We start from the raw sequence: 22930 nt of genomic DNA, 5'->3' as shown, positions 1-22930 counted from the left end.
AACGCTTAACCCGCAACCGCTGGCTGCTTGGCCACCGAGCATAGGCGGATCGAGTCAGCGAGGATTTCAATCGCTTTCGGCCGTGGGAAGCTGGCGCGCCAGGCGATGGCCACGGTGCGGAACGGCACCGGCGGCGCCAGTGGGCGCACTTCGAGCACGCCGGGGGCGTAGTGGTGGCTGTCGACAGCCGAGAGCGGCAGGATCGAGATGCCCAGGCCTGAGGCGACCATGTGCCGAATGGTTTCCAGGGAGCTGGATTCGACGGTGGTGTGCTTGGCGCCGTCGTTACCCTTGGCGAGGGTCGGGCAGGCTTCGAGCACCTGATCGCGGAAGCAGTGGCCTTCGCCGAGCAGCAGCAGGCTCTTGTCGTTGAGCAGGCTGGCGTCGATGGATTCTTTCTCGGTCCACGGGTGCTGGGCCGGCATCAGGACGTAGAACGGCTCGTCGTAGAGTTGCAGGGTCAGCACGTCGGCTTCGTTGAACGGCAGGGCGATGATGATCGCGTCCAGCTCGCCGTTGCGCAGTTTGTCGCGCAGCACGTGGGTGAAGTTTTCTTCGATGTACAACGGCATCTGCGGGGCGACCCGGTGCAGTTGTGGAATCAGGTGCGGGAACAGGTACGGGCCGACGGTGTAGATCGCGCCGACTTTCAGCGGAGCGGTCAGCTGGTTCTTGCCGGCCTGGGCCAGTTCACGAATGCCTTGGGCCTGTTCGAGGACTTTTTGGGCCTGGGCGACGATGCCTTCGCCAACCGGGGTCAGGCGCACCGCGCTTTTGCTGCGCTCGAAAATCAGCACACCGAGTTCGTCTTCAAGCTTTTTCACGCCCACCGACAGGGTCGGCTGGCTGACGTGGCAACGCTCGGCCGCGTGGCCGAAGTGCTGCTCTTGGGCGAGGGTAACGATGTAGCGTAATTCTGTGAGGGTCATAGCGGGCGTCCATGATGATGCGGCCAAGCATACCGGCTGCAATCGATAGACGCACGTTATCAGACTGGGGCAGGAGCGCGACACTGGGCAATGCATGTTTGGCGCTGGCAGATATGCAAAAGGCACCTTTCGGTGCCTTTCATAAAAGATCGAAGATCTTCCTGCTGCTGGAGAACCCTGTGGGAGCGAGCCTGCTCGCGATAGCGGTATGACAGTCGACGTCAATGTTGAATGTTGCGCCGTCATCGCGAGCAGGCTCGCTCCCACATGGGAATCTACTGCGTCTTAGCGCCGGCGTTTTTCCAGCGAGTACACAAACGGCGCAACGATTTCGATCGAGCCGTTGTTCAGCATGTCGGCCGGTGGCTTGGGCAGTGGCTGGGCGCGGCGGATCATTTCCAGGGTGGCCCGGTCCAGATCGGCGTTGCCGGAACGACCGACCAGTTCGTACGACAGCACCTGACCTTGAGCATCGACCACGAAGCGCAGACGGTTCAAGCCTTCCTTGCCACGCGATTGAGCAGCTTGCGGGTACTTTTTGTACTTCTGCAAGTGCGCCAACAGCGTGCCTTGCCAGCTTTCCTTGGCGGCAGTCTGCGCCAGCGACGGGCCGGGGGCAGGTTGCGCGGATTTCTCCGTCGGAGCGTTGGTCGGCGGTGTGTCGCTCGGTTTCTCCTCGGCCGGCTTTTCCTTCGGCGGCTCAGGCTTTTTTTCCACAGGCTTGGGCGGTTGAGGCTTGGGCTTGGGTTTGACTGGCTTGGGCACCGAGATCGTCGGTTTTGGCGCTTCGGCGAGTTTCGGCAATGGCAGCTCTTCCACCGGAGTTGGTGGCTGTGGCGGCGTGACGACTTTGGGCGGTGCCGGTGGCGGTGGTGCCGGAAGCGGCGCCAACTCGACCATCATCGCCATCGGCGGCAGCTCGACAGGCGGCGAGGACTTCCAGTTGAGCGCGAGCAGAATCGCGACCGCATGGACGCCCAGCACCACGGCCAGGCTAGCGCCGTAACGCGTCAGCTTTTGGCGCGTCGTGATCATTTCTTGGCTGCCGTCTCAAGTCCGACCAGGCCGACTTTCAGGTAGCCGGCGGCCCGCAGGGCATCCATCACGTGCATCAGGTCGCCGTAGTCCACGCCTTTGTCGGCCTGGAAGAAGATGGTCGTGTCCTTCTTGCCGTGGGTTCGCGCATCGAGGGTCGCGCCGAGGGTTTCGGCGTTGACTTCGTCTTCGCCCAGGTACAGGCGTTGGTCGGCCTTGACGCTGAGGAACACCGGTTTCTCTGGCCGCGGCGCCGGTTTGGCGGTCGAGGCGGGGAGGTCAACCTTGATGTCCACGGTGGCCAGCGGGGCGGCCACCATGAAGATGATCAGCAGTACCAGCATCACGTCGATGAACGGCGTGACGTTGATTTCGTGGTTCTCGGCGAGATCGTCGTCCGCGCCTTCCTTTAAATGCAAGCCCATGGCGGATTACCCTACTTTGACCATGTGCGGTTGCGAGGCGGTGCGCTCGGCCGGCTGGTGATCGAGGTCGCGGCTGACCAGCAGCAGGACTTCAGCCGAAGCGTCGGAAACCTGGGCCTTGTAACCGGCGATGGAGCGTGCGAAGACGTTGTAGATGACCACCGCAGGAATCGCGGCCACCAGGCCCAGTGCGGTGGCCAGCAGGGCTTCGGCGATGCCGGGAGCAACGACGGCGAGGTTGGTGGTCTGGGTTTTGGCGATGCCGATGAAGCTGTTCATGATGCCCCAGACGGTGCCAAACAGGCCGACGAACGGTGCAGTGGAGCCGATGGTGGCCAGCACGCCGGTGCCGCTGCTCATGTTGCGGCCACAGGCTGCCACCAGACGCTCAAGACGGAAGCTGACGCGTTCCTTGATGCCTTCCTTTTCGCGGCTGTTGGCCGACAGGCGCATCTCTTCCAGGGCATCGTGGACCAGCAGGTTGGCGAGGGTGCCTTCCTTGGCCGCGCTGGCGCTGGCTTCTTTAAGGGTGGTGGCTTTTTTCAGGTGGGCGATTTCGCCGCGCAGACGACGTTTGGCACCCAACAACTCAAGGCCCTTGGCGATCCAGATAGTCCAGGTGATGATCGAGGCAATAGCCAGGCCGATCATCACGATTTTCACGATGATGTCGGCGTTCTGGTACATGCCCCACGGCGACAGGTCATGGGCCATGCCCAGGGAGTTGTCGGCTTCGAGGACTTCAGGTGCATCAGCGGCAGCGTCTTCGGCGGCGACGGGCGTCACGACCGGGGCCGCGTGGTCGGCGTTTGCATGAACGGTTGGCGCGGAGGCTGCTGTTACAGCCGGTGCGGTGGCGGTAGTCGGCTCATCGGCGAATGCGCTGGTCGGGGCCAGCAGCAGGCTGAACAACAGCGCGGCGACCGCGCTCAGGGCGCGAGTTGGACGAGCAAGCGTGGTTGGCGAAGCGGAGAGAGGATTACGTGTCATGCTGGCCGGACCTGAGAGAAAAAAAGAGGGTTTGATGTCCTTCCAGGCCTCGTAGGCCGAGAACAAAAGTGGCTGGCATTATTGCAAGTAATTCTTGTTAACAAAAGTAATAGAGTCTCTTTTTTTCTTTGATTGCTAGCCGCACGTCCAATGTCGGGGCTAGCCTGTACCTTTCTGATGGGAGAATTTTGATGTCCGCGCCTTCTGTTTTGATCGCCGGTTGTGGTGATGTCGGCGGCCGTCTGGCCGTTCAATTGCTGGCTTCGGGGTGGGAGGTTCATGGCTTGCGGCGTGACATCTCGCGCCTGCCCGAGGGCGTTATTGGCGTTGCCGGCGACTTGTTCAATGAAGACTGCCCGGCAACCTGGCCCGTCGGTGCGGTGGATTATCTGGTGTATTGCGCGACCGCCACCGATCACGATGAAGCCGGCTACCGCGCCGCTTATGTCCAGGGCTTGCAGTATGTGCTGGGTTGGCTGAACGACTACGGTCAGGCGCCCAAGCACCTGCTGTTCGTTTCCAGCAGTAGCGTTTATGGGCAGCAGAATGGTGAATGGGTCGATGAAACTTCGCCGACTCAAGCAGACGGCTATTCCGGGCGAGTGATGCTGGAAGCTGAGCAGGTCGCTTTAAACAGCGGCATTCCTGCCAGTCTGGTGCGCTTGACCGGGATTTACGGTCCGGGTCGTGAGCGGTTACTGACGCAGGTGCGTGGGGGGTATCGCGTGGCCATCGACCCGCCGCTGTATGCCAATCGTATTCATGCCGACGACGCCGCAGGCTTGCTGGCCTTCTTGCTCAAGGCGGATCATCAGGGTGCCGTACTGGATGACTGCTATATCGGCGTCGACGACGCGCCCGCGCCGTTGGCAGAGGTGGTGGGCTGGTTGCGCGAGTACCTTGGGGTGACCGAATGGGCCGACGACGCCAGCGTGCGCCGTACGGGCAGCAAGCGTTGCAGCAATGCTCGCGCCAAGGCGCTGGGCTGGACACCGCTCTATCCGAGCTTTCGCGAAGGGTACGCAGCGATTCTTGAAGGCCGCTGCTGAATCTCAAGCCGCCAAAACAACTGTGGGAGCGGGCTTGCTCGCGAAGGCGGTGTAACAGTCAACCAAGATGTTGAATGTTATTGCCTCTTCGCGAGCAAGCCCGCTCCCACATTATTGGATCTACGTTGCAATTAGAGCAGGATCACTGTTTTTCCAGTGTCCATTGGCGATTGCCAGGGGCGAACGAAGGCACTTCGTCCGCCTGGGATCCGTTGACCGCCTGGAAGATCTCCATCTGTTTACCGTTGCGGGTAAAGATCCACGGGTTGCCCTGGCCGCTCTGTTGCAGCCAGACGGTGTCGTGGCCGCCGCTCATCGAGGCGCAGTCGCCCGCCAGGCACAGCGCGTAACGGTCGGCGCCGGGCAGTCCCTGAACGGCACCATCGGCCTGGAACTGAACGGTGCTGCCTTCGCCTGGACCGTTGACGATCTTCCAGCTGCCGCCCAGATAGGCTGAATACAGCGCGCGCTCGAAGCTGGCGCCCAATGGCGCGCCTTCAGGAGCGGCATCTATGGCGCGGTCAAACAGTTGCCCTGGCTCGTTGTCGTTGGCCACTTGCTGCAGTTGTTTGCCGTCGCGCTTCAATACGGTGGCAGGGCTGCCATAAATTTCGACGTTCCAGGCGCCGGACTGCTCGCCCAGTACCTTGCCTTCGATTTTCTCGAAGCCATTGCTGTAGCGCGCCTGGCCAGCCTTGGTGTTGACGTCCCACTCCAGGTTCGGGCCATAGGCTTGCAGTGCTTCACGCAACGGGCCGCCCTTGGACGCCGCATCGATTGCTGACTGGTTGATCCAGGTGCCACTGATGTCGCGATCGGCAGGGTTGCTGGCACAGCCACCGAGAAACACCGCGAGCAACGAGAGAGCTAGCGCTTTGCGCATGAGGAGATCCTTACAGAACGAAGTCGGCGCAGCCTGGGAGGCCGCGCCGTGCGTATTACTCGATGACCAGAATGGCATCCATTTCAACCTGCGAACCCTTTGGCAGGGCCGCCACGCCGATGGCGGCGCGCGCCGGGTAAGGCTGGTCGAAGTACTTGCCCATGATCTCGTTGACCTTGGCGAAGTGGCTCAGGTCGGTGAGGAAGATGTTCAGTTTGACGATGTCCTTGAACGAACCGCCAGCGGCTTCGGCCACGGCTTTCAGGTTCTCGAACACCTGGACGGTCTGGGCTTCGAAGCCTTCGACCAGTTCCATGGTTTTTGGATCGAGCGGGATCTGACCGGACATGTAGACGGTGTTGCCAGCCTTGATCGCCTGGGAGTAAGTACCGATGGCGGCCGGGGCCTTGTCGCTGGTGATAACAGTCTTGGTCATGGATGACTCCTTGTTATGAGGGGGGGGCTTACGCGCGCATGCGGGTGATGCGAATCACCCCGGTCAAGGCGCGCAGTTTCTTGATCACGCGAGCCAGGTGTACACGGTCGTGCACGCTGACCACCAGTTGGACCACGCTGATACGACCGTCGCGTTCGTCCATGCTGATTTTTTCGATGTTGCCGTCGGCGGCATTGACGCTGCTGGCCAGCAAGGCAATCAGGCCGCGCTGGTGTTCCAGCTCGACGCGCAGTTCGACATTGAATTCGCCAGTGACATCCTTGGCCCACGAGAGCTGGATGCATTTTTCCGGGTTGTGCCGGATTTCGCTGATGTTGCGGCAGTTGTCCAGGTGCACGACCATGCCTTTGCCGGCGGACAGGTGGCCGACAATCGGGTCGCCCGGGATCGGCGTGCAACACTTGGCGTAACTGAGCACCAGGCCTTCGGTCCCGCGAATCGCCAGCGGACCTTCCGGGCTTGGCAGCTGTTCGCCTTCACCGAGTAGACGACGAGCGACGACATAAGCCATGCGATTGCCCAGGCCGATGTCTTCGAGCAGGTCTTCGATCAGTTCGAGGCGGTATTCGTTGAGCATCACCTTGATGCGCTCGGCCGGGACTTTTTCCAGCGAGCTGTCAAAACCGTTCAGCACCTTGTTCAGCAGGCGTTCGCCCAGGCTGATGGACTCGGAGCGGCGTTGCAATTTCAGCGCGTGACGAATGTGCGTGCGGGCCTTGCCGGTGACCACGAAGTTGAGCCAGGCCGGGTTCGGCCGTGCGCCCGGAGCGCTGACGATCTCGACCGTCGAGCCGCTTTGCAGCGGTTCGGACAGCGGCGCCAGGCGACGGTTGATCCGGCAGGCGATGCAACTGTTGCCGACGTCGGTGTGTACTGCGTAAGCGAAGTCGACCGCCGTGGAGCCTTTTGGCAGCTCCATGATCCGGCCTTTCGGCGTGAACACGTAGACCTCGTCCGGGAACAGGTCGATCTTCACGCTTTCAATGAATTCCAGCGAGTTGCCAGCGCGTTGCTGCATTTCCAGCACGCCTTTGACCCACTGGCGGGCGCGGGCGTGAGTGCCTTTTGGCTGCTCGTCGCCGCTGGATTTGTACAGCCAATGGGCGGCGATGCCGTTATTGGCCATCTCTTCCATTTCACGGGTGCGGATCTGGATTTCGATCGGTACGCCGTGCATGCCGAAGAGCGTGGTGTGCAGCGACTGATAGCCGTTGGCCTTGGGAATTGCGATGTAATCCTTGAAGCGCCCCGGCAACGGTTTGTACAAATTATGCACAGCCCCCAACACGCGGTAGCAGGTATCGACCTTGTCGACGATGATCCGGAACGCGTAGACGTCCATGATCTCGTTGAAAGCCCGACGCTTGCCGCGCATTTTCGTGTAGATGCCGTAGAGGTGTTTCTGGCGACCGCTGACCTCGCCCTGAATGCCGTCGACGGCCAGGCAGTGGCTGAGGGACTCTTCGATCTTGTTGACGATTTCCTTGCGGTTGCCCCGGGCGCGTTTGACCGCCTGGTAGATCCGCGCGGAACGCATCGGGTGCATGGCCTTGAAGCCCAGGTCTTCGAACTCTACGCGGATGGCGTGCATACCCAGCCGGTTGGCGATGGGCGCATAGATTTCCAGGGTTTCCTTGGCGATCCGCCGGCGTTTTTCACCGGACAGGACTTCCAGCGTGCGCATGTTGTGCAGGCGGTCGGCCAATTTGACCAGGATCACGCGAATATCGCGCGCCATGGCCATGGCCATTTTCTGGAAGTTTTCGGCTTGGGCTTCGGCTTTGGTCTCGAAGTTCATCTGGGTCAGTTTGCTGACCCCGTCGACCAGTTCGGCCACGGTTTCGCCAAACTGCGCAGAGAGCGCTTCCTTGGCAATGCCGGTGTCTTCGATCACGTCATGCAGCATCGCGGCCATCAGGCTCTGATGGTCCATGTGCATGTCGGCAAGAATATTCGCGACCGCTAACGGGTGCGTGACGTACGCCTCGCCGCTGCGGCGGCGTTGGCCGTCGTGTGCTTGTTCGGCGTAGAAGTACGCTCGGCGGACCAGGTTGACCTGGTCAGTGCCGAGGTAGGTCGATAAGCGATCGGCGAGGGCGTCTATGCTCGGCATGATGACTCCTGCCGATGGCTGTGACCCCGCGCCGTGCTACGTCGACCAGGCATGGACTTAGACGGCCTCGTTGGACTCGTCCTCGAACGCTGCGAACAGCGGTTCGTCTTCGACGATTTCAGCATTGGCGATGAACTCATAGCTCATCAGGCCTTCAGCGATTTCACGCAGGGCTACAACGGTAGGCTTGTCGTTTTCCCACTGGACCAGCGGCTCTTTGCCACCGGTGGCCAGTTGACGGGCACGCTTGGTAGAGAGCATGACCAGCTCAAAGCGGTTTTCCACGTGTTCTAGGCAGTCTTCAACGGTTACGCGGGCCATGGTATTCCTCGGAGCGAATGCAAAATGCGCGCTGCCCGGTTGGGCGAGCGGACTCAACAGTTTAAAAAATCACCAGCGATTAGGGAAGCGCTGATTTTTTAACCAAGCCCTTCAACGCGCTGCAAGTACCAATGTAAAGCCCTTGCAGCGGTTTTGGGAAGAGCTGTTTAGCCGAGCAATTCGGCCAAAAGTTTTCCGTGAAGCTGCTGCTGACGCTTCTGGTGCAGCTGATTGGCACGGAAAATCGCCTTCAAATCGTGCAGCGCATGGGCGAAATCGTCGTTGATGATCAGGTAGTCGTAGTCGACGTAATGGCTCATCTCGCTGACGGCTTCACGCATACGGCCTTCAATGATCTCGTCGCTGTCCTGGCCGCGATTGGTCAGGCGCTGGTGCAAGGCCTGCAGGGACGGCGGCAGAATGAAGATCGAGCGGGCCTTGGGCATCAGTTGACGCACTTGCTCGGCACCCTGCCAGTCGATTTCCAGAATCAGGTCGTGGCCTTCGTCCAGGGTCTGCTGCAGGTGGCTTTGCGAGGTGCCGTAGAGATTGCCGAACACTTCGGCGCGCTCGAGGAAATCCCCGTGCTCGATCATCTTCACGAACTCGCTGCGTTCGACGAAGTGATAGTTCACACCGTTCACTTCACCGGGGCGCATGGCACGGGTGGTGTGGGAGACCGAGACGCGGATCTTTTGATCAGCGTCGGTCAGAGCCTTGACCAGGCTGCTCTTGCCCGCGCCCGAAGGGGCGGAAATGATGTACAGGGTGCCGGTGCTGTGGGTCATGTCGGGGTAGCCTTACTCAATGTTCTGCACTTGTTCGCGCATCTGCTCGATCAACACTTTGAGGTTGACCGCAGCCTGGGTGCTGCGCGGGTCGAAGGCTTTGGAGCCCAGTGTATTGGCTTCGCGGTTGAGCTCCTGCATCAGGAAGTCGAGGCGCCGACCGGCAGCGCCGCCGGACTTGAGCACGCGGCGAACTTCAATGATGTGGGTGCTCAGGCGGTCCAGTTCTTCGGCGACGTCGCTCTTTTGCGCGAGCATGACCATTTCCTGCTCCAGGCGCTGCGGGTCGAGCTCGGCCTTCATGTCGGCGAAGCGATCGAGCACCTTCTGGCGCTGGGTGGCGAGCATCTGCGGAACCAGTTCGCGCAGGGTCACCACGTCTTCTTCAATCGACGTCAGGCGTTCGTTGATCAGCCGGGCCAGCTCCGCACCTTCGCGCTCGCGGCCAGCCTTGAGCTCTTTGAGGCCTTCATTGAACAGTGCCAGCGCTTCGGCGTTGAGCGCTTGCGGGTCGCTCGCGTCGGCGACCAGAACGCCAGGCCAGGCCAGCACTTCCAGCGGGTTGAGGGCGGCCGGGTTCTTGATCAGGCTGGCGACGGTTTCAGCGGCAGCGACCAGTTGCGCGGCGCGTTCACGATCGACTTGCAGCGGTTTGCCGGTAGTTTCTTCGGTGAAGCGCAGGGTGCATTCGAGCTTTCCACGCGAAAGGCCCTGACGCAGCGCTTCGCGCACATTGCCTTCGAGGTCGCGAAAGGACTCTGGCAGGCGCAGGTGCGGTTCCAGGTAGCGGCTGTTGACCGAGCGCAGCTCCCAGCTCAGGGTGCCCTGGCTGCCGGCTTTTTCGACGCGGGCGAAGGCGGTCATGCTGTGCACCATGGAGGTACCTCGCGATTCAGGCCGGCGCCGAACCCTGCGGGCTCAACGGACCTGATTAGATGAATTAAAGCCCACAGGCTGCAAAGGCGCAGGATTGTAGCGCAGTGCGGCGGATGCTCCCAAATGGCGCGTGTGACAAAGCGCTGCAGGTCGTCGCAGAGCGCGGTTCAGAGCCCTCGCTCGTCGCCCGGGTTTTTTAGAAGTGCCCAGGCGCGTCCGGTCGCCCTATAATGCTCGGCAGATTTCCGTCCTCCGTACAGGTGTTCCTCTATGAAACGTCCAAGTGGTCGCGCTGCCGATCAGCTCCGCTCGATCCGCATCACCCGCAACTACACCAAACACGCCGAGGGATCTGTACTGGTCGAGTTCGGTGATACCAAGGTGATTTGCACCGTCAGCGTCGAAAACGGTGTGCCGCGCTTCCTCAAGGGGCAGGGCCAAGGCTGGCTGACCGCCGAATACGGCATGCTGCCGCGCGCCACTGGCGAGCGTAACCAGCGTGAAGCGAGCCGTGGCAAGCAAGGCGGCCGTACGCTGGAGATCCAGCGTCTGATCGGTCGTTCCCTGCGCGCTGCGCTGGACATGTCCAAGCTGGGCGACATCACCCTGTACGTCGACTGCGACGTGATTCAAGCCGACGGCGGTACGCGTACTGCCTCGATCACCGGTGCCATGGTTGCGCTGGTCGATGCCTTGAAAGTGATCAAGAAGCGCGGCGGCCTGAAAGGCGGTGACCCGCTCAAGCAAATGATTGCCGCCGTTTCGGTGGGCATGTACCAGGGCGAGCCAGTGCTGGATCTGGACTACCTGGAAGACTCGGCTGCCGAGACCGACCTGAACGTAGTGATGACCAGCACCGGTGGTTTCATCGAGGTTCAGGGCACCGCTGAAGGCGCGCCGTTCCAGCCTGAAGAGCTGAACGCGATGCTGGAGCTGGCGAAAAAAGGCATGAGCGAAATTTTCGACCTGCAAAAAGCCGCGTTGGCTGACTGATTGTTCTGAAGTCCAGGTTCCGATGTCCAGCAAGGAGAGCGTCATGAGTGATGAGCAACTACCGCAGCCAGTGCCTAGCCGTGAGGTTCGTCAGTGGGCCATGTTCTGCCATCTCTCGGCCTTGCTGGGGATCTGGGTGCCGTTCGGCTCGTTGATCGGGCCGCTGATCCTCTGGCAACTGAAGCGCGAGATGGATCCGTTCATCGATGACCAGGGCAAGGAGGCGCTGAACTTTCAGATCAGCGTGGCCATTGCTACGGCGATCTGCCTGTTGCTGATGGTGGTGGTGATCGGCTTCTTCCTGTTTGGCCTGGTGGCCATCGGCGCGTTGGTGCTGACGATCATTGCCGGGGTAAAAGCCAATGAAGGGCAGCTGTATCGCTATCCCTTCACCTGGCGGTTAATCAAGTAAGCAACGACACCAATCCCCTGTGGGAGCGAGCCTGCTCGCGATAGCGGTCTGACAGTCACCGCGTCGGTGTCTGGTCTGCCGTCATCGCGAGCAGGCTCGCTCCCACATTGAATAAATCAGCACGCAAAAAAAAAGCCGACATCACTGTCGGCTTTTTTGCGGCTGCGAAAAGACGCTTAGATCGTCAGCGTCCAGTCGTAGTCCACGATCAACGGCGCGTGTTGCGAGAACCGCGGCTGACGTGGCAAGCGAGCGCTGCGTACAAAACGGCGCAGGCCCGGGGTCAGCAGCTGGTAGTCGAAACGCCAGCCCAGGTTGAGCATCTCAGCCTGTTCGTTGTCTGGCCACCAGCTGTACTGATCGCCTTCGCGGCTGACTTCACGCAGGGCATCGACATAACCCATGTTGCCGACAATCTCGTCCATCCAGGCACGCTCTGGCGCCAGGAAACCCGGGGATTGCTGGCTGTCGCGCCAGTTCTTGATATCCAGCTTCTGTTGCGCCACGTACAGCGAGCCACAATAAATGTACTCGCGACGTTTGCGCCGCTGTTTATCCAGATAACGGGCGAAATCGTCCATTAGCTTGAACTTCTGGTTCAAGTCTTCATCGCCGTTCTGCCCCGAAGGGAGCAGCAAGGTCGCGATGCTGACCTTGTCGAAATCGGCTTGCAGGTAGCGCCCGTAGCGGTCGGCCGTCTCGAAGCCGAGACCACTGATGACGGCCTTCGGTTGCAACCGCGAATACAAAGCCACACCACCTTGGGCGGGGACTTCGGCATCGCAGGCATAAAGGAAGTAGCCATCCAGTTGGAAGGCTGGATCGTCCAGTTCAAAGGCGGAGGCGCGGGTGTCCTGCAGGCAGATGACGTCGGCATTCTGTGCTTGCAGCCAACTGAGCAAACCACGCTCGACTGCAGCCTGAATACCATTGACGTTCACACTGATGATCCGCATAAATGGCCCCAAAAATCGCGTGCGTGTATGATACACGGCGTCTACCTAATTAGCTAAATCCGTGGTATTTGGGGTTTTTTTCATGCAAGCGTATCAGCGCGACTTCATTCGTTTTGCCATCGATCGCGGCGTTTTGCGCTTCGGTGAGTTCACCCTGAAGTCCGGGCGTACCAGTCCTTACTTCTTCAATGCCGGCCTTTTCAACTCAGGTTCTGCACTGGCGCAGCTGGGTCGTTTCTATGCGGCGGCCATCGTCGAGAGCGGCATTCCGTTCGACGTGCTCTTTGGCCCTGCGTACAAAGGCATTCCTTTGGCCGCGACCACTGCGGTGGCGCTGGCTGAGCACCATAACCGCGATCTGCCATGGTGCTTCAACCGCAAGGAAGCCAAGGCTCACGGCGAAGGCGGCAGCCTGGTCGGTGCGCCGCTGACTGGCGAAGTGCTGATCATCGACGACGTGATCACCGCCGGTACCGCGATCCGTGAAGTGATGCAAATCATCGCTTCCCAGGACGGCGCCAAGGCCGCCGGCGTGCTGATCGCCCTGAATCGCCAGGAGCGCGGCAACGGTGAGCTGTCGGCGATCCAGGAAGTGGAGCGTGACTTCGGTATCCCGGTGGTCAGCATCGTTTCGCTGAATCAGGTGCTGGAATTCCTCGCCGACGATCCGCAGCTCAAGCAACACCTGCCGGCGGTTGAAGCCTACCGCGCCCAGTTCGGCGTTTGATGGTTTTGTAAAAACTGTGGGAGCGAGCTTGCTCGCGATGAGGCCATGACATCCAACATCTGTGTTGACTGTCAGGCCGCCATCGCGAGCAAGCTCGCTCCCACAAGGGTGGCTCCGCTTCGGAGCGTCGTATAAAAAAAGACCCCGCTCAGTCAGGCTGAGCGGGGTCTTTTTATGTGGGTTGCTTACGGACGCTTGCGATTACTGATCAAGGTGCCCACACCAGTGTCGGTGAAGATTTCCAGCAGAATCGCATTCGGCACCCGGCCATCGATGATCAGCGAGCTTCCCACGCCACCTTGCACCGCTTCCAGCGCGCAACGGATCTTCGGCAGCATGCCGCCGTAGATGGTGCCGTCGGCGATCAGTTCGTCGACCTGCTGGGTGCTCAGGCCAGTGAGAACCTTGCCTGTTTTGTCCATCAGGCCGGCAATATTGGTCAGCAGCATCAGCTTTTCGGCTTTCAGGGCTTCAGCGACTTTGCCGGCCACCAGGTCGGCGTTGATGTTGTAGGACTCGCCGTTGGCACCGACACCGATGGGCGCGATCACCGGGATGAAGTCGCCTTTGACCAGCAGGTTCAGCAGGTCGGTGTTGATGCCGACCACTTCGCCGACCTGGCCGATGTCGATGATTTCCGGTTGGGTCATCTCTGGCGTCTGGCGGGTCACGGTGAGTTTTTTCGCCCGAATCAGCTCGGCGTCTTTCCCGGTCAGGCCGATGGCGCTGCCGCCATGGCGGTTGATCAGGTTGACGATGTCCTTGTTCACCTGGCCGCCGAGAACCATCTCCACCACGTCCATGGTCTGGGCGTCAGTGACGCGCATGCCGTCGATGAAGTGGCTCTCGATCGACAGGCGCTTGAGCAGGTCGCCGATTTGCGGGCCGCCGCCGTGAACCACCACCGGGTTAATGCCGACGGCCTTCATCAGTACGATGTCGCGGGCGAAGCCGGTTTTCAGCTCCTCGCTTTCCATCGCGTTGCCGCCGTATTTGATCACCAGCGTCTTGCCGACATAGCGGCGAATGTAAGGTAGCGCTTCGGACAGGACCTTGGCGGTGTTGGCGGCGGCTTCGCGTTCGAGGGTCATTCGGGGCTCCGGCACTTCAATAAAAGGCGTTTCAAAAAATCAAAATGGTAGTTGGAGATCAGGTGCAACACGTTTCAGCTGGGCGTGGAATACGTCCTTGATGCGCTGCAGTTCGGCGTCGTTATCGGCCTCGAAACGCAGGACCAGCACCGGTGTGGTGTTGGACGCGCGCACCAGGCCCCAGCCTTTGGCGTAGTCGACTCGCACACCGTCGATGGTGGTCAATTCGGCACCGATGCCCCAGCGGGCGTCGTGCAGTGCATCAATGATGCTGAATTTGCTCTCTTCGGTCACATGGATATTGATCTCTGGCGTAGAAATATCGTTCGGGAAGGTCTCGAACAGCTCCTGCGCGCAGGATTTTTCCTTGCTGAGGATCTCCAGCAGACGTGCGGCGCTGTAAATGCCGTCGTCAAAACCGAACCAGCGCTCTTTGAAGAAGATGTGCCCGCTCATTTCGCCTGCAAGCAGGGCGCCGGTTTGCTTCATCTTCTTTTTGATCAACGAATGACCGGTTTTCCACATCAGTGGGCGACCGCCGTATTCCTTGATCAGCGGCGTCAGGCGGCGGGTGCATTTGACGTCGAAGATGATCTCCGCGTCCGGGTTACGCGCCACCACGTCTTTGGCGAACAGCATCAGCAGACGGTCCGGGAAGACGATGTCGCCGGTATTGGTCACCACACCTACGCGGTCACCGTCACCGTCGAAGGCCAGGCCCAGGTCGGCGTTGGTTTCCTTGACCTTGGCGATCAGGTCCACCAGGTTCTCGGGTTTGCCCGGATCCGGGTGGTGGTTCGGGAAGTTGCCATCGACTTCGCAGAACAGCGGGATGACTTCGCAGTTCAGGGCTTCGATCAGCTGAGGCGCGATAACACCGGCGGCACCGTTGCCGCAGTCGACCACCACTTTCAGGCGCCGGGCGAGTTTGATGTCCTGGACGATTTCGGTGGTGTAGCGGTCGAGGATCTCGACCTTGGTGATGCTGCCCTTGCCGCTGCTCAGGTTGTTGGTTTTCAGGCGGTCATGCAGGGCCTGGATCTGTTCGTTGGCCAGAGTGTCGCCAGCGATGACGATTTTGAAGCCGTTGTAGTTCGACGGGTTGTGGCTGCCGGTGAGCATCACACCGGACTTGCCGGCCAGCACGTTGGCCGCATAGTAGAGCGCCGGGGTTGGCACCAGTCCGACATCGCTGACGTGGCAGCCGCTGTCGTGCAGGCCCTGAATCAGTTGCTCGACCAGCTCCGGGCCGGATAAACGACCGTCACGGCCGACAGAGATGTTCGGTTCGTCCTGGGCCAGGGTCTGGGAGCCGATGGCGCGACCGATCCAGTAAGCGGTTTCAGCGGTCAAGAATTCCGGGACAGTGCCGCGAATGTCGTAGGCGCGGAAGATGCTGTCGGGGAACTTCGGTGCAACTTGGGCTGGACTGCTCATCTGTGGGAATGCTCCATTTCGAAAGTGGCGGGACCTGCCTGCGAACAGCGTGTCGACAGGCTCAAACTGAAGGGTATGACGGCGTTTTCCACAGAGAGTTCGTGGTGCGAAAAGGCCATGCCCCGCCAATGCCTTGATTCCCGAAGCCAAAAACTGTCGCTGATATTGGCTCAATTTCCCTGTAGGAGCAGCCTTCGGCAGCTCCTACAGGCCTTCAGCGGATCAATGGCTGCCCGAATGACCGAAACCGCCGGTGCCGCGCTGGGTTTCGTCGAACTCCGCGACGAGTTCGAAGTGCGCCTGGACCACCGGCACCAGCACCAATTGGGCAAGACGTTCGCCGACCACGATGTTGAAGTCGGTCTGGCCGCGGTTCCAGCAGGAGACCATCAGCGGCCCCTGATAATCGGAGTCGATCAGGCCGACCAGGTTGCCCAGCACGATGCCGTGTTTATGGCCCAGGCCCGAGCGCGGCAGGATCAGCGCGGCAAGGCCCGGATCGCCGATGTACACCGACAGACCGGTCGGGATCAGCAGGGTTTCACCCGGCTTGATGACGGTGTCCTGTTCCAGCATCGCCCGCAGGTCGAGGCCGGCGGAGCCTGGCGTGGCGTACTGCGGCAGCGGGAATTCGCGGCCAATGCGTGGGTCGAGGATCTTGGCTTGTAAAGCGTGCATGCGAGTTAAACCTGGTTCAGACGTTCGGCGATAAAAGTGATCAGCTGACGGGCAATTTTGCCCTTGCTGGTCTGGGCGAAGAGCGTTGCGTGCAACTCACGGTCGATCACGCTGCAAGCGTTTTCCTCGCTGTTGAAGCCAATGCTCGGGTTGGCGACGTCGTTGGCGACGATCAGGTCGAGGTTTTTGTCTTTCAGTTTGCGTGCAGCGTAGTCGAGCAGGTGTTCGGTTTCGGCGGCGAAACCGACACTGAACGGACGGTCGGGGCGAGTGGCAATGGTCGCCAGAATGTCTGGGTTACGGACCATTTGCAGCAACAAGCCGTCGCCGTTCGTAGGGTCTTTCTTGAGTTTTTGTGGGGCGACGACTTCCGGGCGATAGTCCGCGACCGCAGCAGAAGCGATGAACAGGTCGCAAGGGATCGCTGCTTCGCAGGCGGCGAGCATGTCGCGGGCACTGACTACGTCGATCCGGGTGACGCGATCCGGGGTCGGCAGGTGCACGGGGCCGGTGATCAAGGTCACCCGGGCGCCGGCTTCGACCGCGGCTTCGGCCAGGGCAAAGCCCATTTTCCCGGAGCTGTGGTTGGTGATGTAGCGCACCGGGTCGATGTTTTCCTGGGTCGGACCGGCCGTGATCAGCACGTGCTTGCCGGTCAGCGCCTGGCGCTGGAAGCAATCGGCGGCGCACTGCGCCAGATCGTTGGCTTCGAGCATGCGGCCCATGCCGACGTCGCCGCAGGCCTGGCTGCCGGACGCCGGGCCGAAGACCTTGAAGCCACGGCTTTCGAGCAGTTGGGTGTTGGCCTGGGTGGCCGGGTCGCGCCACATGGCCTGGTTCATTGCCGGGGCCAGCGCGACGGTGGCGTCAGTGGCCAGCACCAGAGTGGTCAGCAGGTCGTTGGCGATGCCTTGGGCCAGGCGCGCGATCAGGTCGGCGGTGGCCGGGGCGATCAGCACCAGATCAGCCCACTTGGCCAGTTCGATGTGGCCCATCGCGGCTTCGGCCGCCGGGTCCAGCAGGTCGAGGTGGACCGGGTGCCCGGAGAGTGCCTGCATGGTCAGCGGGGTGATGAACTCGCTGCCGCCGCGGGTCATGACCACGCGCACTTCGGCGCCCTGGTCGATGAGTCGGCGAACCAGCTCGGCGCTCTTGTAGGCGGCAATGCCACCGCCGACGCCGAGAACGATGCGTTTCCGATACAGCCGCTGCATAGGCCTGCCTTTCAATTCATTGATGACTACGTGGCGAAACCCCCTCCCCAGGGATAAATCGCCCGCAAAAAAGATGGACTACGATATCACAGCGACCGCTACGGAACAGCGGCGCCCACACACATGGAGGTGCTATGAGCATTCGCGATTGGCCGGCGGCGGAGCGCCCGCGGGAGAAGCTACTGGAGCAGGGTGCGGCGAGTCTTTCGGATGCCGAATTGCTGGCCATCTTTCTACGCACCGGGGTGACCGGCAAAAGCGCGGTAGATCTGGCGCGACACCTGTTGCATCAATTCGGCAGCCTGCGCACTCTACTGGAGGCAGACCAGCAGACGTTCGGCAGTCAGCTTGGGCTGGGGCCGGCGAAGTTCGCCCAGTTGCAGGCAGTGCTGGAGATGGCGCGGCGGCATCTGGCGGAACGCTTGCGTCGCGATTCGGTGCTCAAGAGTCCGATCGAAGTGCGCAATTACCTGAAGGCGATGTTGCGCCATGAGCCGCATGAGGTATTCGGCTGCCTGTTTCTGGACTCCCGGCATCGGGTGCTGGCGTTCGAGATACTGTTTCGCGGCTCGATCGACAGCGCCAGCGTCTACCCGCGCCAGGTGGTCAAGCGTGCACTGGCGCACAACGCCGCTGCGCTGATCCTCTGCCACAACCATCCGTCAGGGAGTGCCGAGCCGAGTCAGGCGGATCGAGCGCTGACCAAGCGCTTGCAAGAGGCGCTGGATTTGATCGATGTGCGGGTACTCGACCATTTCATCGTCGGCGACGGCGATCCGCTATCGATGGCCGAGTATGGGTGGATGTGAGCGGGGTAGCGGCGCCAGGTAAATCCATGTGGGAGCGAGCTTGCTCGCGATAGCGGTTTGACATTCAACAATGATGTTGGCTGAAAGTCCGTCATCGCGAGCAAGCTCGCTCCCACAGGTTTTGCGGTGACGCTATTACTTGAAACTGACTTTGGAATAGTCCTGGCGGCCGAACGGGCTGACCTGGTAGCCCTGAACGTCCTTGCGCGTCAGCGCGTAGGCGGTCGGGTGCGCCAGTGGCAGCCACAGTGCCTGTTGCTGGATCTGCGCCTGGGCCTGTTCGTAGAGCTTGCTGCGCACGCCTTGTTCGGTGGTGGTCTTACCGGCGCTGATGACCTTGTCCAGGCCCTGGTCGCAGTAGCGGGCGAAGTTGGTCCCGGACTTGACTGCCGCGCAGGAGAACTGCGGCGTGAGGAAGTTATCGGGGTCGCCGTTGTCGCCTGCCCAGCCCATGAACAGCAGATCGTGTTCGCCGGCCTTGGCGCGGCGGATCAGCTCGCCCCATTCAATCACGCGGATTTCCGCCTGAATCCCGACTTCAGCCAGGTCAGCCTGCAGCAGCTGGGCGCCAAGGCTTGGGTTTGGATTGAGCAGGCTGCCGGAAGGGCGGGTCCAGATCGTGGTTTTAAAACCCTCCTTGAGCCCGGCCTTGGCCAGCAATGCGCGAGCCTTGGCGATGTCTTTTGGATAGCCCGGCAGGTCCTTGGCGTAGCTCCAGGTGGTGGGCGGGTACGGACCGTTGGCGGGTTGCGCGGTGTCTTCGAAAACTGCCTTGAGGTAGCTGGCCTTGTCGAAGGCGAGGTTGATCGCCTGGCGCACTTCGGGTTTATCCAGCGGCGGATGCTGACTGTTGATGGCCACGAACGCGGTCATGAACGCCGGTGTGCTCTCGATCTTCAGAGTCGGTTCCTGGGCGGCGGCCTGCACGTCCAGTGGTTTGGGCGACAGGGCGATCTGGCACTCGTTGCGCCGTAGTTTTTGCAGGCGCACGTTGGCGTCCGGAGTGATGGCGAACACCAGGCTGTCCACCGCCGGTTTGCCGGCAAAATAATCGCGGTTGGCCTTGTAGCGAATCGACGCATCTTTCTGGAAGCGCCCGAAGATGAACGGGCCGCTGCCGATTGGCTGGCTGTTGAGCTTCTCGGGTGTGCCGGCCTTGAGCAACTGGTCGGCATACTCCGCCGAGTAGATCGAGGCAAAACCCATGGTCAGGGTGGCAAGGAAGGTCGAGTCGGGGTGGTCCAGTATGAAGCGTACGGTCAGCGGATCCAGCGCATCGATCTTCTTGATCAGCGCGGGCAACTGCATCGATTGAGCGTGCGGGAAGCCGCTTTGGGCAACTTGGTGCCAAGGGTTGGCCGGGTCGAGCATGCGGTCGAAGCTGAACTTCACGTCTTCTGCACTCAGGTCGCGAGTGGGGCTGAAGTACTCGGTGTGGTGAAATTTCACCTGCGGGTGCAGCTTGAAGACGTAAGTCAGGCCGTCGGTCGAGACTTCCCAGCTGTCGGCCAGGCTGGCGACCACTTTGCCACTGGTGGTGTCGAAGTCCACCAGGCGGTTCATCAGCACGTCGGCCGAGGCGTTGGTGGTCGTCAGCGAGTTGTATTGAACGACATCGAACCCTTCCGGGCTGGCCTCGGTGCAGACGCTTAAAGCGGCAGCCTGGGCCAATGGGCTCAGCAAAAGTGGGGCGAGCAACAGCGGTAGGGCAGCGAGGCGCATGTGTGGATTCCTGTGCAGATCGAAGGCCCATCTGCGAGTGCAGTCTGGAAAAGGCCTACCCTAGTGGGCTCTTTTACAAATGACTATCCCCTTTTTCATTTTAAGGGGACTATGTGCGATTGTTTTCGGTGAGTGCTGCCGGAGGAAAACCCTGGATTGGCCTGTTGGCCGATTCTCTGCGACGAGCGGTCGCCATCGACGACAGCCTTTGTCCAAGGCACTCGGAGCCCAAAAAATAGGGGTTTTGTTAATTCAATGCACACCGATTGTTGTTGCTCTCTAGTCTTTCTGGTATAAAGCAGCGCTCTTTTCTAGGGGCCCGGTTCCTTCGTTTGTAGGTGTAGCCGGTAAGACCCCTAAAGAAACGCGGCGCCTGGCGCCAAATGACTGAGAGATTAAGCGGCCAACCCATGCCGGGTTGGGCATGTGGTTTTAGAGGGCTGAGGCATGTCGAGAGTCTGTCAAGTTACCGGTAAGGGTCCGGTGACTGGGAATAACATTTCCCACGCAAACAACAAAACCCGTCGTCGTTTCCTGCCGAACCTGCAGCATCACCGCTTCTGGGTTGAAGAAGAGAAACGTTTCGTGCGTCTGCGCGTATCTGCCAAAGGCATGCGTATCATCGACAAGCGTGGCATCACTGTCGTGCTGGCCGAAATCCGCAAAGCTGGCAAGATCTAAGGGAGCTAATCATGCGTGAATTGATTCGTTTGATTTCGAGCGCCGGTACTGGTCACTTCTACACTACCGACAAGAACAAGCGCACTACTCCGGACAAAATCGAGATCAAGAAATTTGATCCGGTTGTTCGCAAGCACGTGATCTACAAAGAAGGCAAAATCAAGTAATTGATTTTTCCCTCTTGAGAAAAAGGCCCGTATCGCAAGATACGGGCCTTTTTTGTTGTGGCTCGGAAAAGCCTCAGGCCTTCTGTTCAAACGCCACGTAGATCTTGCGGCACGGCTCCAGCACTTCCCAGGTGCCCCGGAAGCCGGCCGGGATGACGAAGCGATCGCCAGCGCGCAGCGTTTTGGCATTGCCGTCGTGGTCGCGCAGCACCGAAACCCCCTGCACGATTTCGCAGTATTCGTGTTCAGTGAAGTTCACCATCCATTGCCCGACTTCACCTTCCCAGACGCCGGCGTTCAATTGACCACAAGGGCTGTTGTAGTGGTTGTAGACGGCTTGCTCGGGATCGCCCTTGAGGACTTTTGCAGCGTCCGGGCGGTAGCGTTCGGCGGCTGTGGTGGCCTGGCTGAAGTCGACGATGTCTTGAATGCTCATTCTTGTAATCCCCCGTGATTGCGGCGCGAGTGGCTGAAAGCCAAAGTCTATGTTTATTAAAATGAACATCGCAAGGCCGTTTACCAGCCTTGTGTCAAATATATTGAAACATGAGGGGTCGCTGGTTTAGGGTGACAGGTGCCTTGGGCCGATTTGTAGGCTGGCCGGGCAGAATTCCTGAAAGTGCCTGCGTAGATCGCGTGGCGCTCGTATTCAATAAGAGGAGGACACTCGTATGACCACCCTGACTCGTGCCGACTGGGAGCAACGCGCCCGCGATCTGAAAATCGAAGGCCGTGCCTACATCAATGGCGAATACACCGCAGCCGTCTCCGGCGAGACCTTCGACTGCATCAGCCCTGTCGATGGCCGTCTGCTGGGCAAGATTGCCAGCTGTGACGCCGCCGACGCCAAGCATGCCGTCGACAACGCCCGTGCCACATTCAACTCGGGCGTCTGGTCGCGTCTGGCTCCGGCCAAGCGCAAAGCCACCATGATTCGTTTCGCCGGCCTGCTCAAGCAGCACGCCGAGGAGCTGGCGCTGCTTGAAACCCTGGACATGGGCAAGCCGATCAGCGACTCCCTGTACATCGACGTTCCAGGCGCGGCGCAAGCGCTGAGCTGGAGCGGTGAAGCCATCGACAAGATCTACGACGAAGTGGCCGCTACCCCGCACGACCAACTGGGTCTGGTGACCCGTGAGCCAGTGGGTGTGGTTGGCGCTATCGTGCCGTGGAACTTCCCGCTGATGATGGCGTGCTGGAAGCTCGGTCCGGCGCTCTCCACCGGTAACTCGGTGATCCTCAAGCCGTCTGAAAAATCCCCGCTGACCGCCATCCGCATCGCGGCACTGGCCGTTGAAGCCGGTATCCCGAAAGGCGTGCTGAACGTGCTGCCAGGCTACGGTCACACCGTTGGCAAGGCGCTGGCCCTGCACATGGATGTCGACACGCTGGTGTTCACCGGTTCGACCAAAATCGCCAAGCAACTGATGATTTATTCCGGCGAATCGAACATGAAGCGCGTCTGGCTCGAAGCCGGCGGCAAGAGTCCGAACATCGTGTTTGCCGATGCGCCGGACCTGCAAGCGGCGGCCGAATCGGCTGCCAGTGCCATCGCGTTCAATCAGGGCGAAGTGTGTACCGCAGGTTCGCGTCTGCTGGTCGAGCGCTCGATCAAGGACAAGTTCCTGCCGCTGGTGATCGAAGCCCTGAAAGCCTGGAAGCCGGGCAATCCGTTGGACCCGGCCACCAACGTCGGCGCGCTGGTCGACACGCAGCAGATGAACACCGTGCTGTCCTACATCGAATCCGGTCACACCGATGGCGCCAAACTGGTGGCTGGCGGTAAGCGCATCCTCCAGGAAACCGGTGGCACCTACGTTGAACCGACGATTTTCGACGGCGTGAGCAACGCGATGAAGATCGCCCAGGAAGAGATTTTTGGTCCGGTACTGTCGGTTATCACCTTCGACAGCGTCGAGGAAGCGATTCAGATCGCCAACGACACGCCATATGGCCTGGCTGCTGCAGTCTGGACCTCGGATATCTCCAAGGGTCATCTGACTGCCAAGGCCCTGCGCGCCGGTAGCGTGTGGGTCAATCAGTACGATGGCGGCGATATGACCGCACCGTTTGGTGGTTTCAAACAGTCGGGCAACGGTCGCGACAAGTCGCTGCACGCGTTCGACAAGTACACCGAGCTGAAGGCGACCTGGATCAAGCTGTAAATTGTTACGGGC

At 60.4% G+C, this 22930-nt stretch carries 24 protein-coding genes and 1 pseudogene; 8 read left to right on the top strand and 17 right to left on the bottom strand.

Translation table 11 applies throughout. The annotated features are described in order from the left end of the window. Positions 1–5: 5 nt before the first annotated feature. From AC1RKH_RS10875 to exbB, 4 genes are all read right to left on the bottom strand, one after another. Entirely contained in the window at positions 6–929 is a 924-nt protein-coding gene (locus AC1RKH_RS10875; protein ID WP_123426163.1) for a hydrogen peroxide-inducible genes activator, read from the bottom strand. A 285-nt stretch (positions 930–1214) separates the two neighbouring features. Then, entirely contained in the window at positions 1215–1964 is a 750-nt protein-coding gene (locus AC1RKH_RS10870; RefSeq protein WP_493062664.1) for an energy transducer TonB family protein, read from the bottom strand. Beyond that, positions 1961–2389: a TonB system transport protein ExbD gene (exbD, locus tag AC1RKH_RS10865; RefSeq protein WP_054594656.1), complete on the bottom strand. Its 429-nt coding sequence runs from the start codon at positions 2387–2389 to the stop codon at positions 1961–1963. The genes AC1RKH_RS10870 and exbD overlap by 4 nt, the downstream gene beginning before the upstream one ends. Before the next feature lie 6 nt (positions 2390–2395). Then, on the bottom strand, positions 2396–3379 hold the full coding sequence (gene exbB / locus AC1RKH_RS10860; protein WP_493062663.1) for a tonB-system energizer ExbB: 984 nt from the start codon (positions 3377–3379) through the stop codon (positions 2396–2398). Between the two features lie 191 nt (positions 3380–3570). Here exbB and AC1RKH_RS10855 point away from each other — a divergent pair, with 191 nt between their 5' ends. Further along, positions 3571–4428 (top strand): SDR family oxidoreductase, encoded by an 858-nt coding sequence (locus AC1RKH_RS10855; protein WP_493062662.1) that lies wholly within the window; start codon positions 3571–3573, stop codon positions 4426–4428. Between the two features lie 142 nt (positions 4429–4570). Here the strand turns inward: AC1RKH_RS10855 and AC1RKH_RS10850 are convergent, their stop codons facing one another. The 6 genes from AC1RKH_RS10850 to AC1RKH_RS10825 form a co-directional block, all read right to left on the bottom strand. After that, on the bottom strand, positions 4571–5311 hold the full coding sequence (locus AC1RKH_RS10850) for a hypothetical protein (protein WP_123426166.1): 741 nt from the start codon (positions 5309–5311) through the stop codon (positions 4571–4573). A 55-nt stretch (positions 5312–5366) separates the two neighbouring features. Next, positions 5367–5747 (bottom strand): RidA family protein, encoded by a 381-nt coding sequence (locus tag AC1RKH_RS10845; protein ID WP_003229509.1) that lies wholly within the window; start codon positions 5745–5747, stop codon positions 5367–5369. 28 nt (positions 5748–5775) lie between these two features. Further along, positions 5776–7881, bottom strand: coding sequence for a bifunctional GTP diphosphokinase/guanosine-3',5'-bis pyrophosphate 3'-pyrophosphohydrolase (gene spoT, locus AC1RKH_RS10840; protein WP_493062661.1), 2106 nt, complete (start codon positions 7879–7881; stop codon positions 5776–5778). A gap of 57 nt (positions 7882–7938) precedes the next feature. Further along, positions 7939–8202: a DNA-directed RNA polymerase subunit omega gene (rpoZ, locus tag AC1RKH_RS10835; RefSeq protein ID WP_003177259.1), complete on the bottom strand. Its 264-nt coding sequence runs from the start codon at positions 8200–8202 to the stop codon at positions 7939–7941. 167 nt (positions 8203–8369) lie between these two features. Further along, a complete protein-coding gene (gmk, locus tag AC1RKH_RS10830; protein ID WP_123426168.1) occupies positions 8370–8990 on the bottom strand; it encodes a guanylate kinase in 621 nt (206 codons plus the stop codon). A gap of 12 nt (positions 8991–9002) precedes the next feature. Beyond that, positions 9003–9866, bottom strand: coding sequence for a YicC/YloC family endoribonuclease (locus AC1RKH_RS10825; protein WP_216744364.1), 864 nt, complete (start codon positions 9864–9866; stop codon positions 9003–9005). A 270-nt stretch (positions 9867–10136) separates the two neighbouring features. Between AC1RKH_RS10825 and rph the strand changes: the two genes are divergently transcribed. Next, the gene (rph, locus tag AC1RKH_RS10820; RefSeq protein WP_493062660.1) at positions 10137–10859 is read left to right on the top strand and encodes a ribonuclease PH; all 723 of its coding nucleotides are present in this window, start codon (positions 10137–10139) and stop codon (positions 10857–10859) included. Positions 10860–10902: 43 nt separating this feature from the next. Beyond that, a complete protein-coding gene (locus AC1RKH_RS10815) occupies positions 10903–11271 on the top strand; it encodes a DUF4870 domain-containing protein (RefSeq protein WP_123426171.1) in 369 nt (122 codons plus the stop codon). A gap of 176 nt (positions 11272–11447) precedes the next feature. Here AC1RKH_RS10815 and crc read toward each other — a convergent pair whose 3' ends face one another. Beyond that, positions 11448–12227 carry a catabolite repression control protein Crc gene (gene crc, locus AC1RKH_RS10810; RefSeq protein WP_003176915.1) on the bottom strand — a complete coding sequence of 260 codons (780 nt, stop codon included), beginning with the start codon at positions 12225–12227 and terminating at the stop codon, positions 11448–11450. 82 nt (positions 12228–12309) lie between these two features. Here crc and pyrE point away from each other — a divergent pair, with 82 nt between their 5' ends. After that, positions 12310–12954 (top strand): orotate phosphoribosyltransferase, encoded by a 645-nt coding sequence (pyrE, locus tag AC1RKH_RS10805; protein ID WP_493062659.1) that lies wholly within the window; start codon positions 12310–12312, stop codon positions 12952–12954. A gap of 185 nt (positions 12955–13139) precedes the next feature. Here pyrE and argB read toward each other — a convergent pair whose 3' ends face one another. From argB to coaBC, 4 genes and pseudogenes are all read right to left on the bottom strand, one after another. Next, a complete protein-coding gene (gene argB / locus AC1RKH_RS10800; protein ID WP_123426174.1) occupies positions 13140–14045 on the bottom strand; it encodes an acetylglutamate kinase in 906 nt (301 codons plus the stop codon). A 39-nt stretch (positions 14046–14084) separates the two neighbouring features. Further along, a pseudogene (locus AC1RKH_RS10795) lies at positions 14085–15461 on the bottom strand (phosphomannomutase/phosphoglucomutase); the annotation flags it as partial. 243 nt (positions 15462–15704) lie between these two features. Beyond that, the gene (gene dut, locus AC1RKH_RS10790) at positions 15705–16160 is read right to left on the bottom strand and encodes a dUTP diphosphatase (RefSeq protein WP_123426176.1); all 456 of its coding nucleotides are present in this window, start codon (positions 16158–16160) and stop codon (positions 15705–15707) included. A gap of 5 nt (positions 16161–16165) precedes the next feature. Continuing rightward, positions 16166–17374 (bottom strand): bifunctional phosphopantothenoylcysteine decarboxylase/phosphopantothenate--cysteine ligase CoaBC, encoded by a 1209-nt coding sequence (gene coaBC / locus AC1RKH_RS10785; protein ID WP_071552794.1) that lies wholly within the window; start codon positions 17372–17374, stop codon positions 16166–16168. Between the two features lie 134 nt (positions 17375–17508). Between coaBC and radC the strand changes: the two genes are divergently transcribed. Beyond that, positions 17509–18183 (top strand): RadC family protein, encoded by a 675-nt coding sequence (gene radC / locus AC1RKH_RS10780; protein WP_493062658.1) that lies wholly within the window; start codon positions 17509–17511, stop codon positions 18181–18183. A 135-nt stretch (positions 18184–18318) separates the two neighbouring features. Here the strand turns inward: radC and AC1RKH_RS10775 are convergent, their stop codons facing one another. Then, on the bottom strand, positions 18319–19905 hold the full coding sequence (locus tag AC1RKH_RS10775; protein ID WP_493062657.1) for an ABC transporter substrate-binding protein: 1587 nt from the start codon (positions 19903–19905) through the stop codon (positions 18319–18321). Positions 19906–20352: 447 nt separating this feature from the next. Between AC1RKH_RS10775 and rpmB the strand changes: the two genes are divergently transcribed. Together rpmB and rpmG are read left to right on the top strand one after the other, a co-directional pair. Beyond that, positions 20353–20586, top strand: a complete 234-nt coding sequence (gene rpmB, locus AC1RKH_RS10770) for a 50S ribosomal protein L28 (protein WP_007894701.1) — start codon at positions 20353–20355, stop codon at positions 20584–20586. An 11-nt stretch (positions 20587–20597) separates the two neighbouring features. Then, positions 20598–20753, top strand: a complete 156-nt coding sequence (gene rpmG, locus AC1RKH_RS10765; protein ID WP_007894709.1) for a 50S ribosomal protein L33 — start codon at positions 20598–20600, stop codon at positions 20751–20753. A gap of 73 nt (positions 20754–20826) precedes the next feature. Here rpmG and AC1RKH_RS10760 read toward each other — a convergent pair whose 3' ends face one another. Beyond that, positions 20827–21189, bottom strand: coding sequence for a cupin domain-containing protein (locus AC1RKH_RS10760; RefSeq protein ID WP_493062656.1), 363 nt, complete (start codon positions 21187–21189; stop codon positions 20827–20829). Between the two features lie 235 nt (positions 21190–21424). On the opposite strand from AC1RKH_RS10760, the gene AC1RKH_RS10755 reads away from it, so the two are divergent. Further along, the gene (locus AC1RKH_RS10755; protein WP_493062655.1) at positions 21425–22918 is read left to right on the top strand and encodes an aldehyde dehydrogenase; all 1494 of its coding nucleotides are present in this window, start codon (positions 21425–21427) and stop codon (positions 22916–22918) included. Positions 22919–22930: the final 12 nt, after the last annotated feature.

Source organism: Pseudomonas sp. GW822-FHT06B12 (genome assembly GCF_058799675.1).
Note: the sequence above shows the minus strand (reverse complement) of the source record. Positions and strands in the feature narration are given on the sequence as shown.